31 protein-coding genes and 1 riboswitch are annotated in these 26,639 nt (G+C 72.1%); of the genes, 23 read left to right on the forward strand and 8 right to left on the reverse strand.

Features of this window, described 5'->3' with window-relative positions:
* Nucleotides 1-2: 2 nt before the first annotated feature.
* The 4 genes from selB (at nucleotide 3) to OG990_RS10265 (ending at nucleotide 3,649) form a co-directional block, all read left to right on the forward strand.
* A complete protein-coding gene (gene selB, locus OG990_RS10250) occupies nucleotides 3-1,757 on the forward strand; it encodes a selenocysteine-specific translation elongation factor (protein WP_406080079.1) in 1,755 nt (584 codons plus the stop codon).
* 65 nt (nucleotides 1,758-1,822) lie between these two features.
* Nucleotides 1,823-2,020 (forward strand): hypothetical protein, encoded by a 198-nt coding sequence (locus tag OG990_RS10255; RefSeq protein WP_089022155.1) that lies wholly within the window; start codon nucleotides 1,823-1,825, stop codon nucleotides 2,018-2,020.
* Between the two features lie 80 nt (nucleotides 2,021-2,100).
* Complete coding sequence (locus OG990_RS10260; protein WP_386991536.1) at nucleotides 2,101-3,378, forward strand: hemolysin family protein; 1,278 nt, start codon at nucleotides 2,101-2,103, stop codon at nucleotides 3,376-3,378.
* A 73-nt stretch (nucleotides 3,379-3,451) separates the two neighbouring features.
* Nucleotides 3,452-3,649: a hypothetical protein gene (locus OG990_RS10265; protein ID WP_406080080.1), complete on the forward strand. Its 198-nt coding sequence runs from the start codon at nucleotides 3,452-3,454 to the stop codon at nucleotides 3,647-3,649.
* 9 nt (nucleotides 3,650-3,658) lie between these two features.
* Here the strand turns inward: OG990_RS10265 and OG990_RS10270 are convergent, their stop codons facing one another.
* A complete protein-coding gene (locus OG990_RS10270) occupies nucleotides 3,659-4,309 on the reverse strand; it encodes a hypothetical protein (RefSeq protein ID WP_328416546.1) in 651 nt (216 codons plus the stop codon).
* A 133-nt stretch (nucleotides 4,310-4,442) separates the two neighbouring features.
* Here OG990_RS10270 and OG990_RS10275 point away from each other — a divergent pair, with 133 nt between their 5' ends.
* Nucleotides 4,443-4,637, forward strand: a complete 195-nt coding sequence (locus tag OG990_RS10275; RefSeq protein ID WP_328416548.1) for a hypothetical protein — start codon at nucleotides 4,443-4,445, stop codon at nucleotides 4,635-4,637.
* Here the strand turns inward: OG990_RS10275 and OG990_RS10280 are convergent.
* From OG990_RS10280 to OG990_RS10290, 3 genes are all read right to left on the reverse strand, one after another.
* Nucleotides 4,634-5,110 (reverse strand): hypothetical protein, encoded by a 477-nt coding sequence (locus tag OG990_RS10280; RefSeq protein ID WP_355611394.1) that lies wholly within the window; start codon nucleotides 5,108-5,110, stop codon nucleotides 4,634-4,636. The two genes, OG990_RS10275 and OG990_RS10280, sit on opposite strands and share 4 nt — an antisense overlap.
* On the reverse strand, nucleotides 5,107-5,268 hold the full coding sequence (locus OG990_RS10285) for a phosphatidylethanolamine-binding protein (RefSeq protein WP_406080082.1): 162 nt from the start codon (nucleotides 5,266-5,268) through the stop codon (nucleotides 5,107-5,109). Before OG990_RS10285 ends, OG990_RS10280 begins: the two co-directional genes overlap by 4 nt.
* 122 nt (nucleotides 5,269-5,390) lie before the next feature.
* Nucleotides 5,391-6,272 (reverse strand): universal stress protein, encoded by an 882-nt coding sequence (locus OG990_RS10290; protein ID WP_355611397.1) that lies wholly within the window; start codon nucleotides 6,270-6,272, stop codon nucleotides 5,391-5,393.
* Between the two features lie 116 nt (nucleotides 6,273-6,388).
* Here OG990_RS10290 and OG990_RS10295 point away from each other — a divergent pair, with 116 nt between their 5' ends.
* The 15 genes from OG990_RS10295 (at nucleotide 6,389) to OG990_RS10365 (ending at nucleotide 18,106) form a co-directional block, all read left to right on the forward strand.
* Nucleotides 6,389-7,135 (forward strand): SAM-dependent methyltransferase, encoded by a 747-nt coding sequence (locus OG990_RS10295; protein ID WP_406080084.1) that lies wholly within the window; start codon nucleotides 6,389-6,391, stop codon nucleotides 7,133-7,135.
* Nucleotides 7,136-7,217: 82 nt separating this feature from the next.
* Entirely contained in the window at nucleotides 7,218-8,396 is a 1,179-nt protein-coding gene (locus OG990_RS10300) for a PP2C family protein-serine/threonine phosphatase (protein WP_406080085.1), read from the forward strand.
* Nucleotides 8,397-8,452: 56 nt separating this feature from the next.
* A complete protein-coding gene (locus tag OG990_RS10305) occupies nucleotides 8,453-8,917 on the forward strand; it encodes a MarR family transcriptional regulator (RefSeq protein ID WP_328416559.1) in 465 nt (154 codons plus the stop codon).
* A gap of 280 nt (nucleotides 8,918-9,197) precedes the next feature.
* Entirely contained in the window at nucleotides 9,198-9,830 is a 633-nt protein-coding gene (locus OG990_RS10310; protein ID WP_328416560.1) for a CDP-alcohol phosphatidyltransferase family protein, read from the forward strand.
* Nucleotides 9,827-10,771: a DUF881 domain-containing protein gene (locus OG990_RS10315; RefSeq protein WP_328416561.1), complete on the forward strand. Its 945-nt coding sequence runs from the start codon at nucleotides 9,827-9,829 to the stop codon at nucleotides 10,769-10,771. Before OG990_RS10310 ends, OG990_RS10315 begins: the two co-directional genes overlap by 4 nt.
* Complete coding sequence (locus OG990_RS10320; RefSeq protein ID WP_030327710.1) at nucleotides 10,768-11,100, forward strand: small basic family protein; 333 nt, start codon at nucleotides 10,768-10,770, stop codon at nucleotides 11,098-11,100. The genes OG990_RS10315 and OG990_RS10320 overlap by 4 nt, the downstream gene beginning before the upstream one ends.
* Nucleotides 11,101-11,111: 11 nt before the next feature.
* Nucleotides 11,112-12,125: a DUF881 domain-containing protein gene (locus tag OG990_RS10325; protein ID WP_406080087.1), complete on the forward strand. Its 1,014-nt coding sequence runs from the start codon at nucleotides 11,112-11,114 to the stop codon at nucleotides 12,123-12,125.
* 59 nt (nucleotides 12,126-12,184) lie between these two features.
* Nucleotides 12,185-12,565, forward strand: coding sequence for a glycine cleavage system protein GcvH (gene gcvH, locus OG990_RS10330; RefSeq protein WP_328416565.1), 381 nt, complete (start codon nucleotides 12,185-12,187; stop codon nucleotides 12,563-12,565).
* Between the two features lie 214 nt (nucleotides 12,566-12,779).
* Nucleotides 12,780-13,232 (forward strand): FHA domain-containing protein, encoded by a 453-nt coding sequence (locus OG990_RS10335; RefSeq protein ID WP_328416567.1) that lies wholly within the window; start codon nucleotides 12,780-12,782, stop codon nucleotides 13,230-13,232.
* 50 nt (nucleotides 13,233-13,282) lie between these two features.
* Complete coding sequence (locus tag OG990_RS10340) at nucleotides 13,283-13,984, forward strand: MerR family transcriptional regulator (RefSeq protein ID WP_328426620.1); 702 nt, start codon at nucleotides 13,283-13,285, stop codon at nucleotides 13,982-13,984.
* A gap of 185 nt (nucleotides 13,985-14,169) precedes the next feature.
* The gene (locus tag OG990_RS10345; RefSeq protein WP_007460347.1) at nucleotides 14,170-14,634 is read left to right on the forward strand and encodes a bifunctional nuclease family protein; all 465 of its coding nucleotides are present in this window, start codon (nucleotides 14,170-14,172) and stop codon (nucleotides 14,632-14,634) included.
* A 196-nt stretch (nucleotides 14,635-14,830) separates the two neighbouring features.
* Nucleotides 14,831-15,409 (forward strand): MerR family transcriptional regulator, encoded by a 579-nt coding sequence (locus tag OG990_RS10350; protein ID WP_328416570.1) that lies wholly within the window; start codon nucleotides 14,831-14,833, stop codon nucleotides 15,407-15,409.
* Between the two features lie 369 nt (nucleotides 15,410-15,778).
* A complete protein-coding gene (locus tag OG990_RS10355) occupies nucleotides 15,779-16,177 on the forward strand; it encodes a group 1 truncated hemoglobin (RefSeq protein ID WP_406080090.1) in 399 nt (132 codons plus the stop codon).
* Nucleotides 16,178-16,179: 2 nt separating this feature from the next.
* Nucleotides 16,180-17,358, forward strand: coding sequence for a globin domain-containing protein (locus OG990_RS10360; protein WP_406080092.1), 1,179 nt, complete (start codon nucleotides 16,180-16,182; stop codon nucleotides 17,356-17,358).
* A gap of 52 nt (nucleotides 17,359-17,410) precedes the next feature.
* On the forward strand, nucleotides 17,411-18,106 hold the full coding sequence (locus OG990_RS10365; protein ID WP_328416574.1) for a DivIVA domain-containing protein: 696 nt from the start codon (nucleotides 17,411-17,413) through the stop codon (nucleotides 18,104-18,106).
* A gap of 111 nt (nucleotides 18,107-18,217) precedes the next feature.
* Here OG990_RS10365 and OG990_RS10370 read toward each other — a convergent pair whose 3' ends face one another.
* On the reverse strand, nucleotides 18,218-19,156 hold the full coding sequence (locus OG990_RS10370; protein WP_406080093.1) for a LysR family transcriptional regulator: 939 nt from the start codon (nucleotides 19,154-19,156) through the stop codon (nucleotides 18,218-18,220).
* Nucleotides 19,157-19,191: 35 nt separating this feature from the next.
* Nucleotides 19,192-20,373 (reverse strand): alpha/beta hydrolase, encoded by a 1,182-nt coding sequence (locus OG990_RS10375; protein ID WP_406080095.1) that lies wholly within the window; start codon nucleotides 20,371-20,373, stop codon nucleotides 19,192-19,194.
* 190 nt (nucleotides 20,374-20,563) lie between these two features.
* Between OG990_RS10375 and OG990_RS10380 the strand changes: the two genes are divergently transcribed.
* Nucleotides 20,564-21,574, forward strand: coding sequence for a DMT family transporter (locus tag OG990_RS10380; protein ID WP_406080096.1), 1,011 nt, complete (start codon nucleotides 20,564-20,566; stop codon nucleotides 21,572-21,574).
* A 36-nt stretch (nucleotides 21,575-21,610) separates the two neighbouring features.
* Here OG990_RS10380 and OG990_RS10385 read toward each other — a convergent pair whose 3' ends face one another.
* Together OG990_RS10385 and OG990_RS10390 are read right to left on the reverse strand one after the other, a co-directional pair.
* Entirely contained in the window at nucleotides 21,611-21,889 is a 279-nt protein-coding gene (locus OG990_RS10385; RefSeq protein WP_406080097.1) for a DUF1905 domain-containing protein, read from the reverse strand.
* A 61-nt stretch (nucleotides 21,890-21,950) separates the two neighbouring features.
* Entirely contained in the window at nucleotides 21,951-22,607 is a 657-nt protein-coding gene (locus OG990_RS10390) for an NAD(P)H-binding protein (protein ID WP_406080098.1), read from the reverse strand.
* Between the two features lie 99 nt (nucleotides 22,608-22,706).
* Here OG990_RS10390 and OG990_RS10395 point away from each other — a divergent pair, with 99 nt between their 5' ends.
* The gene (locus tag OG990_RS10395) at nucleotides 22,707-23,579 is read left to right on the forward strand and encodes an NAD-dependent protein deacetylase (RefSeq protein ID WP_406080100.1); all 873 of its coding nucleotides are present in this window, start codon (nucleotides 22,707-22,709) and stop codon (nucleotides 23,577-23,579) included.
* Nucleotides 23,580-23,639: 60 nt separating this feature from the next.
* Nucleotides 23,640-23,738, forward strand: a riboswitch (glycine riboswitch).
* Nucleotides 23,739-23,808: 70 nt separating this feature from the next.
* Entirely contained in the window at nucleotides 23,809-26,631 is a 2,823-nt protein-coding gene (gcvP, locus tag OG990_RS10400; RefSeq protein ID WP_386991507.1) for an aminomethyl-transferring glycine dehydrogenase, read from the forward strand.
* Nucleotides 26,632-26,639 lie beyond the last annotated feature (8 nt).

Consider the following 26,639-nt stretch of genomic DNA (forward strand, 5'->3'; position numbering starts at 1 on the left):
CCGTGTTCGTCGTCGCCACCGCCGGGCACGTCGACCACGGCAAGTCGACCCTGGTCCGGGCGCTGACCGGGATGGAGCCCGACCGGTGGGCCGAGGAACGCCGCCGGGGGATGACCATCGACCTGGGCTTCGCCTGGACGACGCTGCCATCGGGCGGCACGGTCGCCTTCGTCGACGTACCCGGGCACGAGCGTTTCGTGCCGAACATGCTCGCCGGGGTCGGGCCGGTGCCGGCGGCGCTGGTCGTGGTCGCCGCCGACGAGGGGTGGATGCCGCAGTCCGCCGAGCACCTGGCCGCGCTGGATGCGCTCGGCGTCGGGTACGGCCTGCTCGCGGTGACCCGCGCGGACCTGGCCGACCCGGGGCCGAACATGGACCGGGCCCGGGCCGAGATCGCGGCGACCAGTCTCGGCGTGGTGGAGACGGTGGCGGTCAGCGGACTGACCGGCGACGGCCTGCCGGAGCTGCGGGCGGCCCTGGACCGGCTCGCCGCCCGGCTGCCCGCCCCCACAGTGGACGATCCGGTCCGGCTCTGGGTGGATCGCAGCTTCACCGTGCGGGGCAGCGGCACGGTGGTCACCGGCACCCTCGGCGCTGGCCGGTTGCGGGTCGGTGACGAGCTGGAGCTGGCCGGCACCGACGAACCGGTCCGGGTCCGTGGCCTGCACGCACTCGGCCAGGCCCGGCCGGAGGCGGCGGCGGTGGCCCGGGTGGCCGTCAACCTGCGCGGCACGCCTCGTGACCGGCTCGGCCGCGGCGACGCGCTGCTCACCCCGGGCCGGTTCCACCACGCCGACCTCGTCGACGTCCGGCTCACCGGCGACCCGGCGGCTGACCTGCCGGCCACCCTCACCCTGCACGTCGGGTCGGCGGCGGTGCCGGTGCGGGTCCGCCCTCTCGGCCCGGACACCGTCCGGCTTCGGCTGGCCCGCCCGCTGCCGTTGCTGGTCGGCGATCGGGCGCTGCTGCGCGACCCGGGCCGGCACCACGTGTCCGGCGGGGTGCGGGTGCTGGACGTGGCGCCACCGCCGCTGGCCCGCCGGGGCGCTGCCGCCGCCCGCGCGCAGGTCCTCGCCGACCTGGACGGCCGGCCCGACCTGGCCGGGGAGCTGCGCCGCCGTCGGCTGATCCAGGCCGGCGCGCTGATCCGGATGGGGGTGCCGGTGCAGGCCGCGCCGGTGGCCGGCGACTGGCTGGCCGATCCCGGGCACTGGCAGCGACTCGGCGACCAGGTGACCGAGGAGGTCGCGCGTTACACACGGGAGCACCCGCTGGAGCCCGGCATGCCGGTGGACGCGCTACGCCAGCGCCTCGCCCTGCCCGACCGGGTGCTGGTTGAGGCGCTGGTCCGGCCGCCGCTGCGGATCCATGCCGGCCGGGTCGGAACGGCGAGCGCCGGCGCGCTGCCCGAACCGGTGGCGCTTGCCGTGCAGCGGGTCCGGGCCGAGTACGCCGACCGCCCGTTCCGCGCCCCCGAAGCGGACCGCCTCGTCGACCTGGGGTTGGGCCCTCGGGAGATCGGGGCCGCCGTACGCGCCGGTGCGCTGCTGCGGCTGGCGGACACCGTGGTGCTGCTGCCCGACGCGCTCGACGACGCGGTCCGGGTGCTGGCCGCGCTGCCCCAGCCGTTCACGCTCTCCGCGGCCCGTCAGGCGTTGGACACCACCCGCCGGGTGGCGGTGCCGCTGCTGGAACTGCTGGACCGCCGGGGCGCGACCCGTCGACTGCCCGACGACGCCCGCATCGTCGTCACCTGACGGTCGTACCCGGCTGACCCGGCCAACCGGCCACCGCATCACCGACGGTCACCTACGGTGACGCCATGGACCCTTCGGCGGTCTGGCGGGACCGGCAGCACCGGTGGCGGATCGAGGCGTACCGCGCCCCGGACCTGCGGTTCGCCATCTACGCCACCAACGGCCCCACCGAGTCCGCCCCGCTCTGGCTGTTCGGCATGTCGGCGCTGGCGCGGTGGCTGATGACCCACGCCATCTCGCTGGACGACCTGGAGACCGACTGAGCGCCGGCCGGCTGGAAACCGCACCCAGAGCCGGTCCCGCTGCGGTTGAGTGGCCTGAGGTGGCGGACGGGGGGTGCGCGGTGGGCGGTCAGCTCGGGCAGTTGGCGCTGGTGGCCGTTCTGGTGCTGGTCAACGCCGCGCTCTCCGGCAGCGAAATGGCACTGGTGACGCTGCGTGAGGGGCAGCTGCGGCGGCTGAGCCGGCGGACCAGCGCCGGCGACCGGCTGGTCCGGCTCACCCGCGACCCGAACCGCTACCTGGCCACCATCCAGCTCGGCATCACCCTGGCCGGGTTCCTCGCCTCGGCGGCGGCCGCGGTGTCGCTGGCCGAGCCGCTGGTCGCCCCGCTGGGCTTCCTCGGCGCGGCGGCCCGACCCGCCGCGGTGGTGCTGGTGACGGTGGTGCTGACCTTCGTCACGCTGGTGTTCGGCGAGCTGGCCCCGAAGCGGTTGGCCATGCAGCGCGCGGAGCGCTGGGCGCTGCTCAGCGTCGGCCCGCTGGACCTGCTGGCCCGGCTCTCCCGTCCGGCGGTCTGGCTGCTCAGCCGGGCCACCGACGCGGTGGTCCGGCTGGCCGGCGGCGACCCGCGGGCCAGCCGGCAGGAGATGACCGAGGAGGAGCTGCGGGAGATGCTGGTCAGTCAGCGTGGTCTGTCGGCCCAGCAGCGGGAGATCCTGACCGGCGCGTTCGACATCGCCGGCCGGACGCTGCGGGAGATTCTGGTGGCCCGGCGCGAGGTGACCGCGCTGCCGGCGGGTCTTGCCGCCGACGAGGGGGTACGGAAGCTGGCCGCCGCCGGCCGGTCCCGCGCTCCGGTCACCGGCCCGGGTGGCCTGGACGAGGTGGTGGGCGTGGTGCACATCCGCGACCTGGTGCAGGCCGGCGCCGGCACGGTGGGGGAGAGGGTCCGGCCGCCGCTGCTGCTGCCGGTCACCCTGCCGGTCGCCGAGGCGTTGCGTCAGCTCCGTCAGGAGCACCAGCAGCTGGCCCTGGTGGTCGACGAGCACGGCGGTATCGACGGCATCGTCACCCTGGAGGACCTGCTGGCCGAGGTGGTCGGCGAGTTGTACGACGAGACCGACCGGGACGTACGGGGAGTGATCCGGGAGTCGGACGGGTCGCTGTTGGTGGCGGGTGACTTTCCGCTGCACGACCTGCCCGACCTCGGGGTGCGGCTGAGTTTCCCGCTGTCGAGGGAGTACACCACGGTGGCCGGGCTGGTGCTCGCCCGACTGGGTCACCTGCCGAGCGAACCGGGGGAGACGGTGCGGCTGCCCGGGTTGACCCTGGAGGTGGTGGAGGTCGCCGACCGGGCGGTCCGCCGGGTGCGGCTACGCGGATTCGTCGCCGAACGCTGAGCCGCGCCCGCCCTCCACCACCCGGACGGGGGACAATACCGCCGAATTCGCCCGCAGCGGATGGGCGCCACATATGGTGCGATACGTGAAGGACCGAGGGTTGCGTACGTTCGTCACGGTGCTGGCCGGCCTCGCGGTGATCTACTTCGGTAGTACCGGCCGCAGTCCCGAGGAGGGCCGTGGCCTCTCCGGCGGGTTGGTGGTGCTGGCGTTGCTCGCCGCGCTGCTGGTGTGGCACCTGACCCGGCCGGGCGACAAGACGGTGAAGTGAGCGCCTGCCTCAGCGGGCCGCGACGCGGGTGACCTCGCCGGCGGACTCCTCGCCGAGCGCCACCCGGACCAGCGCCGAGGCGAGCCGGCCGAAGTCCGGCTCGTCGACCAGCCCGGCCAGTCGGTCGGGTGAGCCCGGCAGGCCCAGCCGCTTCGCACCGGCGAGTGCCCGGCGGTCGGCGTACGGGCGCAGGTCGGACCAGACCGTCTGTGCCTCGCGCAGGTAGATGTCCGCGCCGGTGGGCCCGATGCCGGGAAACTCGGTGAGCCGCCGACGCAGCCCGGCCGGGTCGCCCTGGGCCTCCCGGTGCAGCCGCCGCAGGTCACCGTGCCAGCGGTCCAGGCACAGCCGGGCGCCGGTGCCGAGCATGGTCGCGGTCCGCTCGTCGTAGCGGCGGTAGTGGCCCCGGCCCAGCGCGTCCACCCGCTGCTGCCAGCTGGCCGCCTCCATCGCCTGCGGCGTGCGGTAGCCCGCGGCGAACAGCTCCCGCGCGGCGTCCACCGCCACGCACGCCCGGATCCGGGTGCTCAGCAGGGTGGCCAGCACCAGCAGCTGGTACAGCGGACCGGGGCGGTCCGAAAGCCGGATGCCCGCCTGCTCCGCGTACGTGTCGTGGTGTCGGTCCAGCAGGACCCGCGCCACCGTTCGGTCGTTGCCCACGTCCGGTGGGTACCCGCCCGGCGGCCGGCTAGCCCTCCCGGCGGCGAGCGGGGCCGGAATGGCACCGGGCCGGGCGGGTATGCCTGCGGTGGAGGCGGTCGATGCCGCCTGCCGTACCCGGAGGGAGACACCCGTGGTCAACCCGCAGCAGGAGGAGTTCCGGCGCAACGCCAAGGGAGCCACCAGTCAGGACAGCAAGGTGCCCACGCCGACTGGGCACCCGCTCAACCGCGGCTCGTCGCGCGGAGACGAGGGTCGGCCGGTGCCCAAGGGTCAGGTGTCGCCGTACGGCCCGGCTGGTGAGCCGGTCGCCGAGGACGACAGCTAACGGTTACGCCCTGACGGCCGCCGCAACCTGTTCCAGGTGGCGGCGGCCGTCAGCCCGAACGCCAGGTGCGGAATGATGTCGGAGATCCAGTCGGAGCGCCGCCAGGTGCGCGGGTCGCTGATGCCCAGTGCGGTGATGGACCCGTCAGTCATGGTCATCACGCCCGCGCCGAGCACGCCGGTGGCCATCGGCAGCGGCTGCCGCCGACCACGTGCGTAGAGCGCGAACGCCACGCCCGCGCCGATGCCCAGCCCGTAGCCGATCAGAGGCCCGAGGCCCGAGCGGCGGTTCGCCGCCCGGGCCCCGGGCCCCAGGTCCACGTGCGCGATCCCGGCCAGCCGGTCCACGGTCTGCTCCGGGACGCTGCTCGCCGGCCGTGCCCGAAGCACCATGTCCAGATAGCTGACCACGTTCAGCGCGGCGCTGCCGACGGCGCCCGCGATGGCGCCGTCGGCCACGTCAACCGTCCTCATTTCGGGTCGCCCGGTTCGCGCTCTCCCTTGGGTCCGTATGTGCGCTCGCCGCGCACCACACCCCGTTGGCCGCGATCCTCCTGCAGGATCTTGTTGGCAACCTGGTTGGCCTTGCCGTCGGGCACCCGCCGTCCGGAGTCGTCGATCACGTTACGCATTCGCGCTCGCTGCTTGTCGTACGCGTTACTGCCCGGCCGTGGTCCTGGCATCTGCTGCCTCCTTCGTCGCCGTTGGCGTACCGCGCTCGTCTACCCGTCTGACAGCGGGACATTCCCGCGTCTCAGCGGGGGGCGCGGACCACGGCGACCGGGCAGTGCGCGTGGTGCAGCACCGACTGGCTCACCGACCCCAGCAGCAACCCACTCACCTGGCCGCGCCCCTGCCCGCCGACGACCACCAGTTGGGCGGAGCGGGACGCCTCGGCGAGCACGGCGCCGGCCCGCCCGTGCACCGCCCGCCGGGTCAGCCGCAGCTCGGGGTGGCGCTCGGCCAGCCCGGTCAGCGACTCGGCGAGGACCTGGTCCTCCTCGTGGTGCAGTTGCTCCGCGTCGTACACCAGGGGCTGCATGTCGCCGGGGCGGGTGCTGGGCGGGTGCCGGTAGGCGTGCACCGCCAACAGCGGTGCGTCGCGCGCCACGGCGGTCTCGGCGGCGAACTCGGCGGCGAGCCGGGACGCCGGCGAACCGTCCAATCCGACCAGCACCGGCTCGCCGGGATGTTCCACGCCGCGAGCCACGAGCACCGGGCAGTCGGCGTACGCGGCAACCTGCACCGCCACCGAGCCGACCACCAGCGAGGTGAAGCCGCCCAGCCCTCGGTCGCCGAGCACGATGAGAGCGGCGGTGGGGGATTCGCCCACCAGCACCGCGGCGGCCTCACCGTCGATGATCTCGCCGGAGATCGTCAGCCCCGGTACGGTCGCCTCGGCCTCGGCCACCGCCGCCGCGACCAGTTCCTCGGCCTGGTGGCGCAGCCCGCCGCCGGCCGGGGCGTCCGGGGCGGGGGAGACGGGCACGTGCAGCAGCGGCCAGATGAACCCGTGCACCACCCGCAGCGGCCGGTGTCGGCGCGCGGCCTCCGCGGCGGCGAGGCGCACCGCGCGCAGGGACGGCTCCGAGCCGTCCACGCCGACCACCACCGCTGCGCTGTTCGCCGAGTTCACCGGCCACCTCCCGCCGGGGCCAGTATCGCGGGCGGGAACGGCTCGGCGGAGCGATACCGCCCAGGACGTCGGGGTCGGTACGCTGGCGGCGACCGGTCGGGGAGGGGGCGTCGTCGATGGGTGAACCGGACCAGCCGAGCACCGCTCGCATGATCGACTTTTGGCTTGGCGGGGATCACCACTTCCCGGTCGACGTGGCCGCCGCGACCGCCTTCGAGCAGGCGTACGGGCCGTGTGCGCCGGTGTTCCGGGAGCTGAGGGCGTTCCTCGGTCGGACCGTACGGGCGATCGCCGGACAGGGCGTGGACGGGTTCCTGGTCTTCGGCGCGGGGGTGCCCACGATGGGCAACGTGCACGAGGTCGCCGCCGAGGCCACTGTGCTCTACACCGACGTCGACCCGGTCACCATCCGGCTGGGGCAGCGCATCCTCGCCGGCAGCGACCGGGCCGGCTACGGCTACGGCGACGCCACCGACATCGGCACCATCGATCCGGCGCAGCTGCACCGCTTCGTCCCAGGCTGGGGCCGGCGGCCGGTCGGGGTGGTCTTCCTCGGGCTCGCCGCGTTCCTCGACGACGACACGCTGACCCGCACCCTCGACGAGCTGTACGCCGCCGCGGCGCCCGGCAGCCTGCTGGCCGTGGACTTCGACACCGAGGAGCTGGCCGGTCATCCGGAGGCGCTGGCGATGATGGGGCCGGCGTTCCGGATGCGGCCGTCGTCGTCGTTCGCGCCGTTGCTGGGTCGATGGACGCCGACGGCGGACGGAATCGTGCCGGTCACCCGGTGGCGGCCGGACGGTCCGCCGGCTGAGGTGCCCGACGCGTTCCACGGTGTGCTCGCGACCCGCGGCGCCGACTGACGCCGCCTCGACCGCGCCGGCGGGCTGTCCCGGGGCGTCCGTATGATGCTTGCCCTGTAGCAAGCTTCTGGAGAGGACGACCATGGAGGACGCGCCGGGTGTGGTGTCGCGTGCGCTGCGCGAGGCCCCACCCGACCAGCTGGCGGAGGCCGCCGACCGGGCGATCCGTTCGTCGTTGGGCGCGCTGCGCACCGACGTGTTCGTCGCCGACTATCGGATCAGCGGGCTCTGGCCGTTGCTGGACCCGGAGCTGCCGGCGGGCGGGTTCCTGGCCTGCCACACGGTGGCCCAACGCTGCTTCAGCAGTCAGCAGCCGGTGCGCGACTCCGCCGAGCACGGCCCGTGCCGGCTCTACCTGCCGCTGACGGCATGGGGAGAGCGGCTGGGCGTGCTGCTGATCGAGCTGCCCGCCGTGCCGGGCCCGGCCGTCACCGGCATCGCCACGGACATCGCCGGCGTCGTGGCGGTGGCGATGCGGGCCGCGGACCGGGAGACCGACCGGTACCGGCGGGCCCGACGCCGGGAGCGGCTCAGCATGGCCGCCGAGATGCAGTGGGACCTGCTGCCGGGGCGCAGCGTGGCACACCACGCGTTCCACCTGGCCGGTCAGCTCGAACCGGCGTACACCGTGGGTGGGGACCACTTCGACTGGTCGCTGGACGGCGACCGGCTCACCGTGACGGTGCTCAACGGCGAGGGCAGCGGCCTGGCCGCGTCGCTGCTGACCGCGGCCACAGTGAACGCGATGCGCAACGCACGCCGTTCCGGTGGTGGTCTGGTGGAGCAGGCGGAGTTGGCCTCGGACACGGTCTACTACCAGCACCGGGGCCGTCGGCACGTGGCCACCCTGCTGCTGGAGCTGGACACCCGCACCGGGCGGGTGCGAGCGGTCGACGCCGGCTCGCCGCACATGCTGCGGCTGCGCGGCGCGGTGGTCGAGCCGGTGAAGCTGGATCAGCAGCTGCCGCTGGGCATGTTCGCCGAGACCCGCTACGAGTTGCAGGAGTTCCAGCTCGCGCCGGGTGACCGCGTCTTCGTGGTCAGCGACGGGGTGTGGGCGGCCGAGCCGGCGGGCCTGGAGCCGTACGGGCAGCGGGTGATGACCCGTTCCCTGCGCGCCACACGGTTGCAGCCGGCGACCGAGGCGGTTGGTACGGTGATGCGCGAACTGCACGCCTACCATGTGGACTCCGATCTGCGCGACGATGCCGTCGTGGTCTGCCTGGACTGGCACGGTCCGGGTGATAGCGACGGCGGGTGAGAGTCGTCGGCGGTCCGTCGGGCGGGCACCAGCGCGACAATGGCAGGGGACATCGGGTGGAGCGACCTGCGGATCTCGCAGCGGCGATCGACGCGGCCGCCGAGACGCTGATCGCCGTGCTCGATTCGGCCGCGGCGCGACATCAGGTGCCGCCGACCCAACTGCGGGTGCTGGCGTTGATCAGCAGCCGGCCGGAGACCAATGTCAACCGGTTGGCGGAGCTGTTGGACGTGGTCCCCTCCTCGGCCAGCCGGCTCTGTGACCGACTGGAGGCGACCGGTCTGCTGCGCCGGGTGGCCGATCCGAGGGACCGGCGCGAGGTGCGGTTGGTGCTGACCGCCGCCGCGCAGACCCTGCTGGGGGAGTTGGCCGAGCGGCGGCAACGCGCGGTGCAGGTGGTGCTGGACCGGATGCCGCAGCGGGGCCAGCATGATCTGCTGCTGGCGTTGCTCGCGTTCGGCCGGGCGGCGACCCAGGTGGTGCCGGAACAGCAGACCGACTCGGCGGTGCAGACAGCCTGAGCGGACGCAGGACCCGTCCACTAGTATCCTAGGACGCTTTACGCGTGGTGATCCACGCCACAGTGCGGCACAGCCGCACCGACCGCCGCGCGACGGCGCCCCAGGGCTCCGACGGAAGCCCGATATAGTGGCACCGCACTCACCCGGCCCGTGATCATCGAGATCGCGGGCCGAATCAGGGAAGAGGTCCCGTTCCGGGGCCGCAGGGGGAGCCGGCGCTGGCCGGCCCGACAGCCGTACGACTTCCGCCGGGCGCCGGGTCGTGCGCGGAGGAGGTTCGGTGTCTCGTCGGCCGGCTCGGTCAGAGCATCCGCGGGACACCGGCGAACAGGTTCCCGGCGACCAGGTGCTCACCCTGCCCAACCTGATCAGCTTCGGGCGGCTGCTGGGCGTGCCGCTCTTCCTCTATCTCTTCCTGGTGGCTCGCGCCGACGTCGCGGCCCTCGTCGTGCTGGCCATCGGCGGCACCACGGACTGGGTCGACGGCTGGATCGCCCGCCGGCTGCGCCAGGTGAGCCGACTCGGGGAGCTGCTCGACCCGCTGGCCGACCGGCTCTACATCCTCGCCACCCTGATCGCCTTCACCGCCCGCGAGGTGGTGCCGTGGCAGTTCACCGCGGCGCTGCTGGCCCGGGAGTTGCTGCTGCTCGGTTCGCTGGGGGTGCTGCGCCGCTACGGGTACGGGCCGCCGCCGGTGCACTACGTGGGCAAGACCGCCACGTTCCTGCTGCTCGCGGCGTTCCCGGTGCTGCTGCTGGCCACCGAGTTGACCGACGTGGCGACGGCGGCGGCCGCGATCGGCTGGGGCCTGGCCTGGTGGGGGCTGGTGCTCTACTGGGTGGCCGGCGGGATGTACGTGGTGCAGGCGGCCCGGCTGGTTCGCGCGGCGCGCGACCCGGGAGCGGTTGCGTGAGCGCGCCGCGGCCCGGGGACGGCCGCCGGGATCGGGTGTACGCACCGGACTTCCTCACCGAGCTGTTCCGCAACCCGCTGGACCCGGGGTACGCCGATGCGGCGGCTGCCCGTCGGCGGGCTGCGCCCGCCGAGCCCGCCCGGGGGTGGCGGGCCTGGTCGGCGCGTTCGGTCAGCCTGGTCGTGGTGGTGGTGCTGGGTTTCCTGTTCGCGGTCGCGTACCGGCAGACGTTGGAGGACGAGCCGGGCCGCAGCCAGGCCCGCTCCGGCCTGGTGGCGCAGATCAAGGAGCGGGAGAGCGAGACCGACCGGTTGTCCACGCGTGCGGACCAGTTGCGCGAGGAGGTCGGTCGGCAGCGCGACGCGGCGTTGAGCGGGTCAGCCGCCGCCCGGCTGCGGGACCAGGAGGCGAGCACCGGGCTGGGCCGGGTGCGCGGCGACGGTGTGGTGGTGCGGCTGGCGGACGCGCCGGGCAAGGAGGACGCGGTGACCGGCATGGGTGCGGGGCCGCCGCGGGTGCTCTACAGCGACCTGCAGGGGGTGGCGAACGCGTTGTGGAGTGTCGGCGCGGAGGCGATCGCCATCAACGGGCAGCGGTTGACCTCGACGTCGACGATCCGGTCGGCGGGTGAGGCGATTCTGGTGGACTTCCGGCCGGTGACCGGGCCGTACGAGGTGTCGGCGGTCGGTCCGGGCTCGATGCGGCGGAAGTTCGAGGACAGCCGCAGCGCGGCGCTGATGCGGGAGGTCGCGCAGAAGACCGGCCTGTCGTTCGGTGTGCGGGAGTCGGATGACCTCACCCTGCCGGCGGCTCCGGAGCCGCAGCTACGCTACGCCAAGCCGTCGGTCAGTCCGAGCCCGTCCACGTCGGGTGGCCGGTCCGGCAGTCCCGGGTCGTCCGGTTCTCCGGCGACCGTTAGCCCCTCCGGAGGTGGCCGATGATCGCGGTGCTGGCGTTGCTCGCCGGTGTGGTGCTTGGTGTGTGGCTCGATCCCACGGTCCCGGCGGCGTTGCAGCCGTACCTGCCGATCGCGGTGGTGGCGGCGTTGGACGCGGTGTTCGGTGGGGTGCGGGCGAGGCTGGACCGGATCTTCGATGACAAGCAGTTCGTGGTGTCGTTCATCTCGAATGTGCTGGTGGCGGGCCTGATCGTGTACCTGGGTGACCAGTTGGGAGTGGGCGGGCAGTTGTCCACCGGTGTGGTTGTCGTACTTGGGGTGCGGATCTTCGGGAACGTGGCGGCGATCCGTCGGCACCTGTTCCGGGCGTAGGTTTGACAGCGATGAGCGACGAGCAGACCGAGACGGGGACGGGCTGGCCGCAGCCGGCGGGTCCGGCGCGGCCGGGTGGGCCGGCGGGTGAGCCGGATCCGCGGCCGGATGCGCCGGATCCGGACGAGTTGAGCCCGCTGGCGCCGAAGGGGCCGGCGGAGCGGGAGCCGGAGCCGCCGGATGACGAGCCCGCGGTGGCGTCGGGGGACGACGGCGCGACGGTGGATCTGAGCGGAGTGTCGGGGTCGGGTGAGCCGGCGGCGCGGTCGGAGGGGTCGGCGGTGCCGGCCGAGGAGCCGGTGGCGCCGGTGAAGTCGGCGGCGGGTCGGTTCCGGTTGAGCACGGCCAGCTTGATGATCGTGGTGTTGTTGGCGTTGTTGGGCTTCACCCTGGTGGTGCAGTTGAAGACGACGTCGACGGATCCGACGCTGGGGGCGACGCGTCAGGAGGACCTGGTCCGGATCCTGTCGGATCTGGATGCCCGGGAGAACCGCCTTCAGCAGGACATTCGGGCGTTGGAGGACAGTCAGCGGCAGTTGCGCTCGGGTGAGCAGGGCCGCCAGGCGGCGTTGGACGAGGCGACCCGGCGGGCGGATGAGTTGGGCATCCTGGCGGGCACGTTGCCGGCGGTGGGCCCGGGGTTGACCGTGGAGTTCGAGGGTGCTGGTAAGCCGATTTCGGCGAACCGGGTGCTGGACGCGGTGCAGGAGCTGCGGGGCGCGGGCGCGGAGGCGATGCAGATCTCCGGTGGCGATCGGGCGACGGTGCGGATCATCGCGTCGACGTACTTCCTGGATGGGGAGAACGGGTCGTTGGTGGTGGAGGGGCGTCGGCTGATGGGACCTTTCACGATCACCGTGATCGGTGATCCGGCGACGATGCGTACGGCGTTGAACATTCCTGGTGGGGTGGTGGCGTCGGTCCGGGGTGACGGCGGTAACGTGACCTTTGGGGAGCGTGAGGTTGCCGAGGTTTCGGCGCTGCACGTGCCGATCAAGTTGGAACACGCCCGTCCGGTCTCCTGACCGGCGCGGCCGCGCCGGACCCGGGTGGTCCGGGGCACGATGGATGAAGGACGCGTCTGGTGATTCCCGAGGATCTGCGATACACCGCCGAGCACGAGTGGGTGTTGGGTAACGGCACCGGTTCGGTCCGGGTCGGCATCACGCACTTCGCGCAGGACGCGCTGGGTGACATCGTGTACGTGCAGTTGCCCGAGGCGGGTGCTGCGGTCGCGGCCGGTGACTCGTTGGGTGAGATCGAGTCGACCAAGAGCGTGTCGGAGATCTACGCGCCGTTGGCGGGTACGGTGGCGGCGCGCAACGAGGCGCTGGGTGACACCCCTGAGCTGATCAACACTGATCCGTATGGTGCGGGTTGGTTGGTGGAGATCACTCCGGCTGATCCGACGGCGGTGGACGGTCTGCTGACGGCGGGCGCGTACCGCGAGATCACCGAAGGCTGAGTGTGCTTGATCCGGTGCGTGGGATGTCTGCGCGCGTCCGGTTGCCCTGCATTTCGGCGCTGGCTAGGCTCGCCCAGTCGACCGAGAACCCAATAGTTGAGCGTTGCGGAATTGCCTTCCCGGGCACGGGGAGCCAGCCGCCGGGTGTTCAAGTGCCCGGCGGCCAGACCCGCCATTACCCGACGCCGACCGAACAGATCCGTGAGGTGGTCCCATGACGCGCCCAGACGACGAGTTCCCCCCGCTCGACGTCACTTCGACGCTCAATCTCGGCTCGCTCGACGAAGTGCTGGAGGGGCCGGAGACCGATGTGGTGCCGAGCCGGATGTCCGGTTCGTTGCCGCCGGGTATGGCGCTGCTGGTGGTTCGTCGCGGCCCGAATGCGGGTGCCCGGTTCTTGTTGGACCACGATGTGACGACCAGTGGCCGGCACCCCGACAGTGACATCTTCCTCGACGACGTGACGGTGTCGCGGCGGCACGCGGAGTTCCACCGTGACGGTGGCACGTTCACGGTGCGGGACGTGGGCAGCCTGAACGGCACGTACGTGAACCGTGAGCGGGTCGAGGCGGCCACGTTGAGCAATGGTGACGAGGTCCAGATCGGTAAGTTCCGGGTGGTGTTCATCGCCGGTCCGCGCCCGGAGGAGGAGGCCGGCCGGGGGTGAACGAGCCTGCGGCCTCCATGCCACCCGGGGCGGCCCGGTCCCAGCCGCTGATGAGCATCGGTGAGGTGCTGGGGCAGTTGCGGGTGGATTTTCCGGACACCACGATTTCGAAGCTGCGGTTCCTCGAGGCCGAGGGGCTGGTTGAGCCGCAGCGGACGGCGGCGGGTTACCGGAAGTACAGCTGGGACGATGTGGCGCGGTTGCGGTTCGTGTTGACCGCGCAGCGGGACAAGTACCTGCCGTTGCGGGTGATCCGTGAGCAGTTGGCGGAGTGGGATTCGTCCGGCGAGCAGCCGGGTCGGTCGCGGCCGGCGTTGGTCGCGGTGGGGCCCGATGGTGCGGTTCCCGGTCGGGAGTCGGCGGAGCCGGCCGAGTCGTCGCAGGTGCGGCTCGGCCGGGCGGATCTGGTGGCGCGCAGCGGCGTCGAAGAGTCGACGTTGGCGGAGTTGGAGCGGCTCGGTGTGCTGGTGTCGGATCCGCCGGGGTGGTACGACGCCGATGCGTTGATCATCGCTTCTGCGGTGGCGGGGTTGGCGGCGTACGGGTTGGAGCCGCGGCACCTGCGGGGTTACCGGACGGCGGCGGACCGTGAGGTCGGGTTGTTCGCGCAGTTGGTGGCGCCGTTGGCGCGGCAGAGTGACCCAGCGGCGCGGGCGCGGGCGGCGGAGACGGCGCGGGAGTTGGTGGCGTTGTCGGAGCAGTTGCACGCGGCGTTGGTGCGGGTGGGATTGCGCTCGACGTTGGGTCGGTGAGGGTGCCCGGCGGGCGGCGGCTGAGCGGAAAGATCTCTTCCGGGAAGCGTGCCGTAGGCTTGCCGGGGTAACCCCTTTCTGGCGCGGGCGTGGTGCTGTAGCGCATGGGACGGCCGTGTCGCGGTCCGTGTACCGTGCAGGGAAAGGCGCGGTGCGGCGTAGGTGACAACGACACGGAGGCGGCGGTGCGCGAGCTGAGCGTGGTCGGAGTTCGGGTGGAGCTGCCCAGCAACCAGCCGATCGTCCTGCTCAGGGAGGTCGAGGGGGACCGCTATCTGCCGATCTGGATCGGCGCGGTCGAGGCCACGGCTATCGCTTATGAGCAGCAGGGGGTCAAGCCGGCCCGGCCGTTGACGCATGATCTTCTGCGGGACGTGTTGGCGGCTTTGCAGGCGCCGTTGCAGGCGGTGGAGATCACCGAGCTCAAGGAGAACGTCTTCTACGCGGATCTGTTGATCGGCGACGGGGTGCGGGTGTCGGCGCGGCCGAGCGATTCGATCGCTTTGGCGTTGCGTGTCGGTGCGCCGATTCGTTGTGCGGAGCAGGTCCTCAGCGAGGCGGGGATCGTCATCCCCGATGAGCAGGAGGACGAGGTGGAGAAGTTCCGCGAGTTCCTGGAGCAGGTGCGTCCGGAGGACTTCGCGGGCTGAGCCTGGCGGTCCGGTCCCGCGTCGAACGTCACTGTGGGTGACGTCGTGGTGCCGTTGGTGATCTTTCTCGGTGGCTGCGCGGCGTGTCGCGTCGGTTCCTCCGTGGTAACCCCTGAACGTGGCTATAGGGTTGCCGTGTCGAGGGGTGCGCGTCCCGGAAACGACGCGTCACCACACTGACGGGGAGGTTGTCCGGATGCACGAGCCGCAGAATCCCGATCCGGGTACGGAGTTGGCGTCGCCGGGTGTGGCGACTGAGGGTGACGGTTCGGTGGGCTACCGGGGTGTGACGGCGTGCACTGCGGTGGGCATCAGTTACCGGCAGTTGGATTACTGGGCCCGGACGCAGTTGGTGGTGCCGAGTGTGCGCGACGCGTCGGGTTCGGGGACGCAGCGGTTGTACTCGTTCCGCGACCTGGTGGTGTTGAAGGTCGTGAAGCGGTTGTTGGACGCGGGGGTTTCCCTGCAGAACATCCGCAAGGCGATCGAGGCGCTGCGGTCGCGTGGTGTGGAAGACCTCGCCGGGATCACGCTGATCTCCGATGGGACGACGGTGTACGAGTGCCGGTCCCCGGAGGAGGTGGTCGACCTGTTGCAGGGTGGCCAGGGCGTGTTCGGCATCGCGATCGGTGGGGCTTTCAAGGAGATCCAGGGGTCGTTGTCGCATCTGCCGGCCGAGCCGGCGAGCGGGCCGGCGGAGCCGGTGGTGGCGTCCGAGTCGGATCCGGTGGGCGACGAGTTGGCGGCGCGGCGGGCGCGGCGGCGGGCCGGCTGAGCGCAGGTGTGCCGCCCGGTGCGCGTCGACGCGCCCGGCTTTTCGCGGTTGGTTTTTCTCGGCCGGTTGGTGACTGAGGGTCAGGCCCGGTAGATCGGTGGCAGCCGTTCCCGGAGCGCGGCCGGTCCACAGTGGATGACGGTGGGTGCTGTTCTGGTGGCCGACTGTGGAAGACCGGGACAGCGAAGGTGACGCTGTGTGTCGGGTTGTTGTCGGGCATCCGATACCCGGGGCCTGACCGGAAACCGCCGACACGCTATGGTCCGTCACGGTCCCCGGTGCGGTCGCCGTGGCAAGACGCTGTCGCTCCGGTGGGCCGTTGCCCCTCCGCGCCGACCCCGCGCGGCATCCACCCTGGAAGGAACGACCGTGACGGTTACCGAAGAAACCGCCCCTGTCTCGCACTACGACCGCATCGGCGGCGCTGCCTCCGTCAAGGCTGCCGTCGAGCTGTTCTACGACAAGGTGCTCGCCGATCCGGAGCTGGCCGGCTACTTCGCCGAGGTGGACATGCCGGGTCAGCGGCGGCACCTGACATTGATGTTGACGGTGGTGTTGGGTGGTCCGAACGAGTACGCCGGTCGCGGCTTGGCCGAGGCGCACCAGCCGCTGAACATCCCGGTGGAGCACTACGTCATGGTGGGTGAGCACCTGACCGTGACGTTGACCGAACTGGGAGTGCCGGCGGACATCCTGGCCGACGTGCAGACGGTGCTGGGGCAGGTGCAGGACCAGGTGGTGGCCGCCGGGACCCGTCCGGGCGTCTGACGGTGGACGCGGCTCGACTCAAGCAGAGCTGGTCCCTGGTCGCCGGGCATGGTGACCAGGTTCCGCTCTATTTCTATTCGACGTTGTTCCTGGCCCATCCCGAGACGCGGCAGATGTTCCCGACGAACATGGCCGGGCAGCGGGACCGTCTGGTGACCGCACTGGGGCACATCGTGTCCAACGTGGACCAGGTCGATGGGCTGGTGGGTTTCCTGCAGGGCCTCGGCGCGGACCACCGCAAGTTCGCGGTACGCGCGGAGCATTACCCGGCGGTTGGTGAGGCGCTGCTGGCGACGTTGCGGCATTTCCTGGCCGAACAGTGGACCGACGAGCTGGCTCAGGACTGGGCGGCCGCGTACGGGCTGGTCGCGCAGGTGATGCAGGAAGCCGCGCAGGCCGCGGAGGCGGTGAATCCGCCGTGGTGGGAAGCGGAGATCGTGACCCACGAGCGGCGGGCGTTCGACGTGGCGGTGCTGACGGTGCGTCCGCAGTACCTGTTGCCGTTCACCGCGGGTCAGTCGATCGGGGTGTCGCATCCGTCGGTGCGGTCGTGGCGGTACTACTCGCCGGCGAACGCGCCGCGCGCGGACGGCACGTTGGAGTTGCACGTGCGGGCTGCGCCGGGTGGCGCGGTGTCCTCGCGGCTGGTGTACGGCTCGGCGGTGGGTGACCGAATCCACCTGGCCGCGCCGGTGGGGGAGCGGTTGGCGTTGTGGTCGGCGGGCTCGAGTGATCTGTTGCTTCTGGCGGCGGGTACCGGCTGGGCGCCGGTGAAGGCGTTGGTGGAGCAGGTCGCCGCGGAGGGTGCCCGCCGGCGGGTGGACCTGTATGTGGGTGCCCGTTCGCGCAGCGAGTTCTATGACAGCGACGCGATCGACAAGTTGGCGTCGTCGTACCCGTGGTTGACGGTGACCTACGTCGTGGGCGCCGACCTGAACCGGTCGGGGGAGTTCGTGCAGGCGGTGGATCGGGCGTTGGCCGACGGCGACTGGCGTTCCCGACACGTGTACGTGTGCGGGTCGGACGAGATGGTTTCGCACACGGTGCAGACGTTGGTCCGGGCGGGTTACCACGCGGGTCAGGTGCACCATGAGGGCTTGGGTAAGCAGTGGTACGGCCCGGCTTGGCGTACGGCGGTGGAGCAGTCGACCGCTGGTGACACTTCCGGAGGTGTTCAGTGAGCGCGAGGAGTGAGCTTGCGAGCCCCGCAGTCGGGAAGGGAGGCGGGCACAGATGAGCGCGACCCCGATCAGCCGGTACGACGGGATGCAGGTTTCCGGCGGTGTGCAGGTCCGGATCACCGCCGACCGGGTCCGGCGGTGGGAGTTCGGCACGGCGCCGTTCGCCCGGCGCGGCTACGACAACGCCGACGTGGACCGGTTCCGGGTGCAGGTCGCCGATGAGCTGGACCTGTTGGCGACTCAGGTCGCGCACCTGCGGGCGGAGAACGAGCGGCTCAACGACCGGGTGGAGTTGCACCGGCACGGGGTGATCCCGAGCACGGGGGCGGCGGCGAAGGTGCCGGCGGCCAAGGAGGTGAATCTGCTGTCCGCGGCGCAGCGGGAGGCGGAGCAGATCATCGCGCAGGCGCACGACTATGCGCGGCGGGTCGCCGAGTACGCCCGGATGCAGTACGAGAGTTACATGCGGGCGGCGGCGGAGGAGGCGAAGCAGGAGGCCGAGCGGGCGGTGACGGAGTATCGCAGCACGGCCGGGTCGAGCTTCGACGAGACGGTGGCCACCCGGGAGGCGCTGCGGATCTTCGGCGAGATGATGGTGTCGCACATGCAGGCGGCGGCGCGGCATCTCGACGACGGCAGTGAGCAGTTGGCCCGCACGATGGACCGGATCGCGAAGGAGACGCCGGGGGCGCCGTTCGTCCTCGGCGCGGCGGGGCAGGATGCGTTGCCTCGTCACCAGCAGCGGTGAGCATCGGGTGGGGTCCGCCGAGCGGGCCCCACCCGGCTGGTGAGGCGGTCATGGACTTCGGGGCCCTGGTTCTGTCCCTGCGGCGGTCACCGTGAACAGGCCCCGTGGCTTTTACCGGTCGAGGCTGAGCTTGTGTACCTGGTCCGTTACGGCCGTCAGAAGGGCGGTCAGCGCGGGAGCCGGGGGGTTGTCCCGGGTGACGGCGACCAGGCGGCGTTGGAGAGTGGCTTCGGCGATGTCCCGAATCGCGAGAGCGGGGTCATCGGTGGGTAGGGTCAGGGCCGGCATCAGGGCGACGGCTGCCGCGGCGCGGACGAGTTCGAGTTGCACGTCGGCGTCGCTGCAGCGGTGCCGCAGGTCGGGCTCGTAGCCGCCGACGGATCGGCAGGTCCCGACGACCATGGTGTGGTGGCCGGTGCCCTCAGCGGAAGCGGTCCAGATGTCGGATCGCAGCTTGGCGACCGCGACGGGGCCTCCGGGCCGGGCGAGTGGATGCGCTGCCGGTAGCACGACCTTCAGTGGCTCTTCGAGTAGGAGCGTGAAGCGCAGCCCGGCCGGGCGGGGGCGGGGGTGGCCGTCGTACTCGTCGCCGATGACCAGGTCGACCGCGCCCAGCCGCAAACCTGGCAGGGACTGTTCGAGTTCCAGCTCGAAGATCTCCACGCGGACCTGTGGGTGGTCGACCGTCATGCGGGCCAGGGCCGGTACCAGCAGGCGACGGGTCGCCGATTGCAGGCCACCGGCGCGCACGGTGCCCCGGATTTCACCGCTCAACGCGGCCAGGTCGGCTTCTGCCGCCTCGGCCGCTGACAGCAGCACGCGCGCGTGCTGGGCGAGCAGGTGTCCGGCGTCGGTGAGCCGCACGCCGCGCCCGGCCTTGTCGAACAGCCGGGCGCCGACCTCCTTCTCCAGGATGGCCAGTTGTTGGGAGACCGTCGACGGGCTGTAGCCCAGGGCTGCGGCGACCGCGGCCAGGGTGCCCCGCTCCTCGAACTCGCGAAGGAAGCGCAGCCGCCGGAGATCCAGGGGTGCCGGTGAGAAACGTGTCATGAGCCCCAAACTCTGTTGATCTTGTTGTGATGTGCCTACTGGCGGGCTGAGTCGGGAGTGCGCTGCGGGGCGGCGAGGACCCATGCGGCAAAGGCTTCGACGCCGTCCACGACTGCCTCGAAGCGCGGGGAGTGGAACAGGTCGAACGAGTGCTGCCCGCCGGGCAGTTCGGCGTAGACCACGGCGTTGGAGGAGGTGTGGCGCAGCCGGTCGGCGAAGTTTCGGGCGGCCTCGACGGTCGCCAGGGCGTCCTTGGTGCCGTGGGCGATGAGGAACGGCGGCGCACCGGGGTGGAGGTACGCCCATGGTTGATTCGGGGACGGCGCCTGGTCGGGGGTCTCGCCGAAATAGTGGCCGTAGTAGCCGTAGAGGCAGATCGCGGCGGTGACCGAGGTGTCGGCGGACTCGAACCCGGGCTGGAACGCCGGGTCGTTCGGCGTGAGCGCACACAGGGACGCCAGGTTGGAGCCGGCGGAGCTGCCCGCCACGAACAGCCGCGACGGATCGGCGCCGTAGGCGGGGGCGTGCTCGCGCGCCCAGGCGATGACCTTCTTGGCGTCGATCTGGTGGCCGGGGAAAGTGGTCTGGGGCCGCAGCCGGTAGTTGGCGCTGATGCACACCCATCCCCGGCTGGCGAGCTGGTACAGCAGGGGCCGTGCCTCGCGGTTCTTCGCGCCGCTGGTGAAGCCGCCGCCGTGGAAGTAGATCAGGACCGGCGCGTTGTGCGGCGCGTCGCGGCGGCGGTAGATGTCGAGGAGATTCCGGCGCCCGGCGTCCCCGTAGCTGAGGTTGGGGATCCGCTCCACGTCACGCCGCCGCATCAGGCCCGGTAGCAGCAGAATGCGGGTCCAGGGCCGGTGGCGGCGCAGCGGTATGTGCACCCGATCCCGCCAGTTGGGTCCCAGCCCCTGGTCGAGGGCGTGCTCGACCACCCGATCGGTCCGTACGCCCCGCCAGGCGGAGACAGCCAGCCCGGCGGAGGCGACGGCGGCCACTGCGGCCGTCGCCTTGGCGCCCGGTGACTCCAGATCGCCCTGGGCGGCGGCCAGCGTTGTGGAGGCCAGCAGGGCCAGAACGCCCAGGAACGGCACCTCGTTGAGGGTTAGGCCGAACCAGAAGCTCATCGTCGCCAGCGGTTGGGGCCGGCGCGGCGCGACAACGGCGAAGAAGGTGCACCAGGCGACGAGCGCCACGGTGATCACATAGCCAACGGGCACGAAACCTCCCAAGATGAGTCACCGACGTGGGCCGTAGCGGGTCGTGAGTCGCCCGGGCTCTGATGGAGGCTGTGATCATCGCGCGGTTGCTGCCGGAGCTTTCGCCCGGGGCAGTCATGTGGGAATCCTAACGAATCACCTCCATGAATCATCGCTGGACCTGGTGGTTCAGGTCGATGATCCTTGGCGCATGGGTCCAGCACTGTGCCTCTTGTCCGCGGCATGCTTCGGCGCCATGGCGATCTTCGGCAAGCTCGCCTACGAGGCCGGTGTCTCGCCCGGGGCGCTGCTGCTGGTGCGTTTCACCCTGGCCGCCGCGCTGCTGGGGATGGCCCTGCTCGTGCGGCCGGGCCTACGCCGAGCGGAACCGGGTCCGCACCGGGGTGAACCGGGCAGCCAGCCGGCGACGACGCGCGGCCGGGTGCTGGCCACCGCCGTCGCGTTGGGTGCCATCGGGTACGCCACACAGGCGAGTCTGTTCTTCTCGGCCCTGCAGCGGATGGACGCGTCGCTGCTGTCCCTGATCCTCTACACCTACCCCGTCCTGGTCACCGTGGCGGCGGTGCTGCTCGGCCGTGACCGGCTCACCCCTGGACGCGGCGCCGCGCTGGTGGCGGCGTCGGGCGGAACGTTGCTGGTTCTGCTCGGCGCCGGTGGCGTGAGCTTCCACCCGGTCGGGGCACTGCTCGCCTTCGCCGCCGCGCTCACCTACACCGTCTACATCATCGTCGCCGACACCGTCGTGCACCGGCTGCCGCCCGTGGTGCTGTCCACACTGGTGATGGCCGGCGCCGCCGGCACCCTCGGCGCACGCGCCCTGCTCACCGGCGGGGTCGACCTCGACTTCGGGCCGCCGGGATGGTTCTGGCTGGCCTGTATCGCCGTGGTCTCCACGGTCGTGGCGATGCTGACCTTCTTCGCCGGCCTGAAACGGACCGGCCCGTCGACCGCCGCGATCCTGTCCACCTTCGAACCCGTGGTCACCACCGCACTGGCCGCGCTCATCCTCGGCGAATCCCTGACCCCGGTGCAGCTTGTCGGCGGCGCCCTGGTGCTGTCCTCCGTCGTCGTCCTCCAACTCCGACCGACCCGCACCAACCGCCAGGACCAGGGCCCACGCCCGGCACCCGACCCCGAGAGCCGTAGGGCGCGGGATCCGGCACGAGACGGCAACGCCGAACCGACGACGGTGGCGCCGTAGGGCTGCTCGGATGGGCAGTGCGTCGTCCTGCCGCGGTCAGCTGAGCCGTTGGTCGAGGTGGAAGCTGACCTCGGCGCCGGCCTCGCTCTTGCCGATGAGCTTGCACAGGGCGGCCCGGATGGGCAGCCAGTGCGGGCCGGTGCCCGACGGCATGAGGGTGGCGCTGAACGGGTGACCGTCGATCGTGCCGGTGACCTTGACGGCGCGGCGGGTGCCGAGCAGGTCGGCCGAGTCGGGCACGGTCACGTAGGTGGCGAAGGCGCCGTCCTTCTCTATCGGCGCGGTGAAGCGGTGGTCGAGTGGTTGCGGGACCATTGCTCTCCTCCGGTGGGTGCGGCGGCCGATGGGGTGTGCCGAGTGGCGTACGCGATCGCCCTCAGGTGGTCGTGGCGCCGATGGCGTCGGCGATCGGCGTCGGCCCGTTCACGAGTTCCAGGGTCGCGCCGGCGGTGCGCGGTTCGTCGAGCAGCGCGACGAGCACCTGGGCGACGTCGGCGCGGGTGACCGCGCCCCGTCCGGCGTGCCGGGTGAGGGTGATCCGTCCGGTGGGTTCGTCGTCGGTGAGCCGGCCGGGTCGCAGCACCGTCCAGTCCAGGTCCCGGCCGGGCAGGTCGTCCTCGGCGGCCCGCTTGGCCCGCAGGTACGCCGCCCACACCTCGTCGGTGTCGGCGGCCGGCGGGTTGTCCACGCCCATCGAGGAGACCAGCAGGTAGCGGCGGACGCCGGCGCGGGTGGCGGCGTCGGCGAGCAATGCGGCGGCGGCCCGGTCGACGGTGTCCTTACGGGCGGCGCCGCTGCCGGGGCCGGCACCGGCGGCGAAGACCACCGCGTCCGCGTCGTCGAGGTGCGCGGCGACCTCGGCGACGTCGGCGTGTTCCAGGTCGCAGACCACCGGTTCGGCGCCGGCGGCGCGCAGCGCGCCGGCCTGTTCGGGGTTACGGATCAGGCCGACGGCGGTGTCGCCGCGCTCGGCGAGGTCGCGCTCAAGAAGTAGGGCGATCTTGCCGTGGCCTCCGGCGATGACGACGCGCATGCGCCCAACCTACCGGCGTACGACGGCGTGGGCCGGCCGCTGACGCCCGAGGCGGGCCGGGGTTCGGCGGCGGGGCATCGGCTGAGGCAGCATGGAGGGGTGACAGAGAGCCTCGACGCGTTGACCTCGCTGGTGGCCGGCGGCGGGGTGGTGGTGCTCAGCGGGGCGGGCCTGTCCACCGAGTCGGGCATCCCGGACTACCGGGGGCCCAGCGGGGTGGCCCGCCGGCACACCCCGATGACCTTCCAGGCGTTCACCCGGGATCCCCTCGCCCGGCGCCGCTACTGGGCGCGGAGCCATCTGGGGTGGCGGCTGATCGCCCGGGCCGCGCCGAACGCCGGGCACCGGGCGGTGGCCCGGCTGCAAGGCGCCGGCCTGGTCGACGCGGTGATCACCCAGAACGTCGACGGGCTGCACTCGCTGGCCGGCAGCGCGCCGGTGATCGAGTTGCACGGCCGCCTGGACGAGGTGACCTGCCTGGACTGCGGCAACCTGACCTCCCGGGAGGAGTTGGACCGCCGGCTGCGCGAGGCCAACCCGGACTTCGTGGCCCACGTCGCCGCCGTGAACCCGGACGGTGATGTGGATCTCCCCGACGAGCAGGTGGCCGCGTTCCGGCCGGTGGATTGCGGGATCTGCGGCACGGGGATGCTGAAACCGGACGTGGTGTTCTTCGGCGAGACGGTGCCGCCCGAGCGGGTGGCGCGCTGCTTCGCGCTGGTGGAGCAGGCCCGGGCGTTACTGGTGCTCGGCTCGTCGTTGACGGTGATGTCGGGTCGCCGGTTCGTGATCCGGGCGGCGAAACGGGGCATTCCGGTGGCGATCGTCAACCAGGGGCCGACCCGTGGTGATGGCCACGCCACGGTGAGCGTCGACGCCGCGCTGGGCGCGCTGCTGCCGGCGCTGGCCGAGCGGGCCACCGGCGGCGTCGACGCCGATGCCGCCACGATGGTCGCCCCGGCCGGGGTGTGACCGCCCGGGGGTAGGACATGTGGCGGAAACACCGGCGCTGGTAGCGTTGACCATGCCGGTACCACCCACGTGGGAGAGACCGCCCGACAGCACCCGGGGCGGCGCCGAAGGGGCAAATCCTCCCCGGAACCTCTCAGGCAAAAGGACCTCGTGGGCAGGCACTGTGGAGCGCCCTGCGGGTGTGACAGAGGGGGAGGCCGATCCGTCGACCTCGCCCGGGAGCGCCCCCATGACCGCAGAGCAGTTCGCCACCCGTCACATCGGTCCCGGCCCGGACGATGAGCGCCGAATGTTGGAGGTCGTCGGGCACGGCTCGATCGACGAGCTGATGGACGCCGCGATCCCCGAGGTGATCCGCTGGCACGGCACCCTGGACCTGCCGGACCCGGCCACCGAGGCCGAGACGATCGCCGAGCTGCGGGCCCTGGCGGCCCGTAACACCGTCGCCGTGTCGATGATCGGGCTGGGCTACCACGGCACGCACACCCCGGCGGTGATCCGCCGCAACGTGCTGGAGGACCCGGCCTGGTACACGGCGTACACGCCGTACCAGCCGGAGATCAGCCAGGGCCGGCTGGAGGCGCTGCTGAACTTCCAGACCATGGTCACCGACCTGACCGGGCTGGCCACCGCGAACGCGTCGATGCTCGACGAGGGCACCGCCGCGGCGGAGGCGATGACCCTGGCCCGCCGCGCGTCGAAGAGCAAGAGCGCCGTGTACGTGGTCGACGCCGACGCGCTGCCGCAGACCATCGCGGTGATCACCAGCCGGGCGGAGCCGCTCGGCATCGAGGTGCGGGTGCTGGACCTGGACGTCGAGGAACTGCCGGCGGAGTTCTTCGGCCTGCACCTGCAGTACCCGGGGGCGTCCGGCGCGGTGCGCGACCACGCCCCGCTGGTGGCGGCGGCGCACGCCGGGGGCGCGCTGGTGACCGTGGCCGCGGACCTGCTGGCGTTGACGCTGCTGCGCGCGCCGGGGGAGATCGGCGCGGACATCGCCGCCGGCACCACCCAGCGCTTCGGCGTACCCATGGGCTTCGGTGGGCCGCACGCCGGTTACCTGGCGGTGCGGGCGGGCCTGGAGCGGATGCTGCCGGGCCGGCTGGTCGGGGTGTCCCGCGACGCGGACGGCAACCCCGCCTACCGGCTGGCGCTGCAGACCCGCGAGCAGCACATCCGGCGGGAGAAGGCGACCAGCAACATCTGCACCGCGCAGGTGCTGCTCGCGGTGATGGCCGGCATGTACGCGGTCTACCACGGCCCGGACGGGCTGCGGGACATCTCGGCGCGTACCCATGCCATGGCGGTGCGGCTCGCGGCCGGGTTGCGCGCTGGCGGCGTGCAGGTCGCCGACGTCGCGTTCTTCGACACCGTCACCGCGCGCGTGCCCGGCCGGGCCGGCGAGGTGGTGGCCGCCGCCGCGCAGCGCGGGGTGAACCTGCGGCTGGTCGACGCCGACCGGGTGGGTGTGTCCTGCGACGAGACGACCACCGTCGCGCACCTGGCGGCGGTGTGGGCGGCGTTCGGTGTGCCCACTTTCGACGGCGCTGTCGACCCGGCCCTGCCGACCGGTCTTCGTCGCACCAGTGACTTCCTCACCCACCCGGTGTTCCGCAGCCACCACTCGGAGACGGCGATGCTGCGCTACCTGCGTCGGCTGTCGGACTTCGACTACGCCCTGGACCGGGGCATGATCCCGCTGGGGTCGTGCACGATGAAGCTCAACGCGACCACCGAGATGGAGCCGATCAGCTGGGCGGAGTTTGCGCACATCCACCCGTTCGCGCCGGACACGCAGACCGCCGGGTACCGGGAGCTGATCGGTCAGCTGGAGTCGTGGCTGGCCGAGGTGACCGGTTACGACGCGGTCAGCGTGCAGCCCAACGCCGGTTCGCAGGGTGAGTTGGCCGGGCTGCTGGCCATCCGGGCGTGGCACCGCAGCCGTGGTGAGGCGCACCGCGACGTGTGCCTGATCCCGTCCTCGGCGCACGGCACCAACGCGGCGTCGGCGGTGATGGCCGGCATGCGGGTGGTCGTGGTGGCCTGCGACGACGACGGCAACGTCGACCTGGTCGACCTCGACACGAAGATCGACAAGCACCGGGACGCGCTCGCCGCGATCATGGTGACGTACCCGTCGACGCACGGGGTGTACGAGACGGGCATCGCGCAGTTGTGCGCGAAGGTGCACGACGCCGGCGGGCAGGTGTACGTCGACGGTGCGAACCTCAACGCGCTGGTCGGGTTCGCCAAGCCGGGCAAGTTCGGGGCGGACGTGTCACACCTGAACCTGCACAAGACGTTCTGCATCCCGCACGGCGGCGGAGGGCCGGGGGTCGGTCCGGTGGCGGTGCGCTCGCACCTGGCGCCGTTCCTGCCCGGCGACCCGCTGGGCGCGCACGTCGACGCCACGCCGGCGATCTCGGCGGCGAAGTACGGGTCGGCGGGGATCCTGCCGATCCCGTGGGCGTACCTGCGGATGATGGGCGCGGCCGGGCTGACCCGGGCGACCGGGGTGGCGGTCCTGGCGGCGAACTACGTGGCGGCGCGGCTGCGCGGGCACTTCCCGGTGCTGTACGCCGGCAACAAGGGCCTGGTGGCGCACGAGTGCATCCTCGACCTGCGGCCGCTGACGAAGGCGACCGGGGTGAGCGTGGACGACGTGGCGAAGCGGCTGATCGACTACGGCTTCCACGCGCCGACGATGTCGTTCCCGGTGGCGGGGACGTTGATGGTGGAGCCGACCGAGAGCGAGGACCTGGCCGAGTTGGACCGGTTCTGCGACGCGATGATCGCCATCCGGGCCGAGATCGAGCAGGTGGCCTCGGGGCAGTGGCCTGCCGGGGACAACCCTCTGGCCAACGCGCCGCACACCGCGGCGATGGTCAGCGGTGACGACTGGACGCACCCGTACCCGCGGTCGGTGGGCGCGTACCCGGCAGGGGTGGACCGGGCCGGGAAGTACTGGCCGCCGGTGCGGCGGATCGACGGCGCGTACGGCGACCGGAACCTGGTGTGCTCGTGCCCGTCGCCGGAGGCCTTCGAGGACTGACGACGGGC

The sequence above is a fragment of the Micromonospora sp. NBC_00858 genome (assembly GCF_045207365.1).
GTDB lineage: Bacteria > Actinomycetota > Actinomycetes > Mycobacteriales > Micromonosporaceae > Micromonospora.

Coding starts and splice junctions, on each gene's coding strand:
- OG990_RS10365 (WP_328416574.1), top strand. CDS start 17,411: ATGAGCGCGACCCCGATCAGCCGGTACGACGGGATGCAGGTTTCCGGC.
- OG990_RS10265 (WP_406080080.1), top strand. CDS start 3,452: ATGGTGCGATACGTGAAGGACCGAGGGTTGCGTACGTTCGTCACGGTG.
- OG990_RS10320 (WP_030327710.1), top strand. CDS start 10,768: ATGATCGCGGTGCTGGCGTTGCTCGCCGGTGTGGTGCTTGGTGTGTGG.
- OG990_RS10350 (WP_328416570.1), top strand. CDS start 14,831: ATGCACGAGCCGCAGAATCCCGATCCGGGTACGGAGTTGGCGTCGCCG.
- OG990_RS10335 (WP_328416567.1), top strand. CDS start 12,780: ATGACGCGCCCAGACGACGAGTTCCCCCCGCTCGACGTCACTTCGACG.
- OG990_RS10300 (WP_406080085.1), top strand. CDS start 7,218: ATGGAGGACGCGCCGGGTGTGGTGTCGCGTGCGCTGCGCGAGGCCCCA.
- OG990_RS10340 (WP_328426620.1), top strand. CDS start 13,283: ATGAGCATCGGTGAGGTGCTGGGGCAGTTGCGGGTGGATTTTCCGGAC.
- gcvP (WP_386991507.1), top strand. CDS start 23,809: ATGACCGCAGAGCAGTTCGCCACCCGTCACATCGGTCCCGGCCCGGAC.
- OG990_RS10385 (WP_406080097.1), bottom strand. CDS start 21,889: ATGGTCCCGCAACCACTCGACCACCGCTTCACCGCGCCGATAGAGAAG.
- OG990_RS10390 (WP_406080098.1), bottom strand. CDS start 22,607: ATGCGCGTCGTCATCGCCGGAGGCCACGGCAAGATCGCCCTACTTCTT.
- OG990_RS10280 (WP_355611394.1), bottom strand. CDS start 5,110: ATGAGGACGGTTGACGTGGCCGACGGCGCCATCGCGGGCGCCGTCGGC.
- OG990_RS10370 (WP_406080093.1), bottom strand. CDS start 19,156: ATGACACGTTTCTCACCGGCACCCCTGGATCTCCGGCGGCTGCGCTTC.
- OG990_RS10285 (WP_406080082.1), bottom strand. CDS start 5,268: ATGCGTAACGTGATCGACGACTCCGGACGGCGGGTGCCCGACGGCAAG.
- OG990_RS10380 (WP_406080096.1), top strand. CDS start 20,564: ATGGGTCCAGCACTGTGCCTCTTGTCCGCGGCATGCTTCGGCGCCATG.
- OG990_RS10255 (WP_089022155.1), top strand. CDS start 1,823: ATGGACCCTTCGGCGGTCTGGCGGGACCGGCAGCACCGGTGGCGGATC.
- OG990_RS10325 (WP_406080087.1), top strand. CDS start 11,112: ATGAGCGACGAGCAGACCGAGACGGGGACGGGCTGGCCGCAGCCGGCG.
- OG990_RS10295 (WP_406080084.1), top strand. CDS start 6,389: ATGGGTGAACCGGACCAGCCGAGCACCGCTCGCATGATCGACTTTTGG.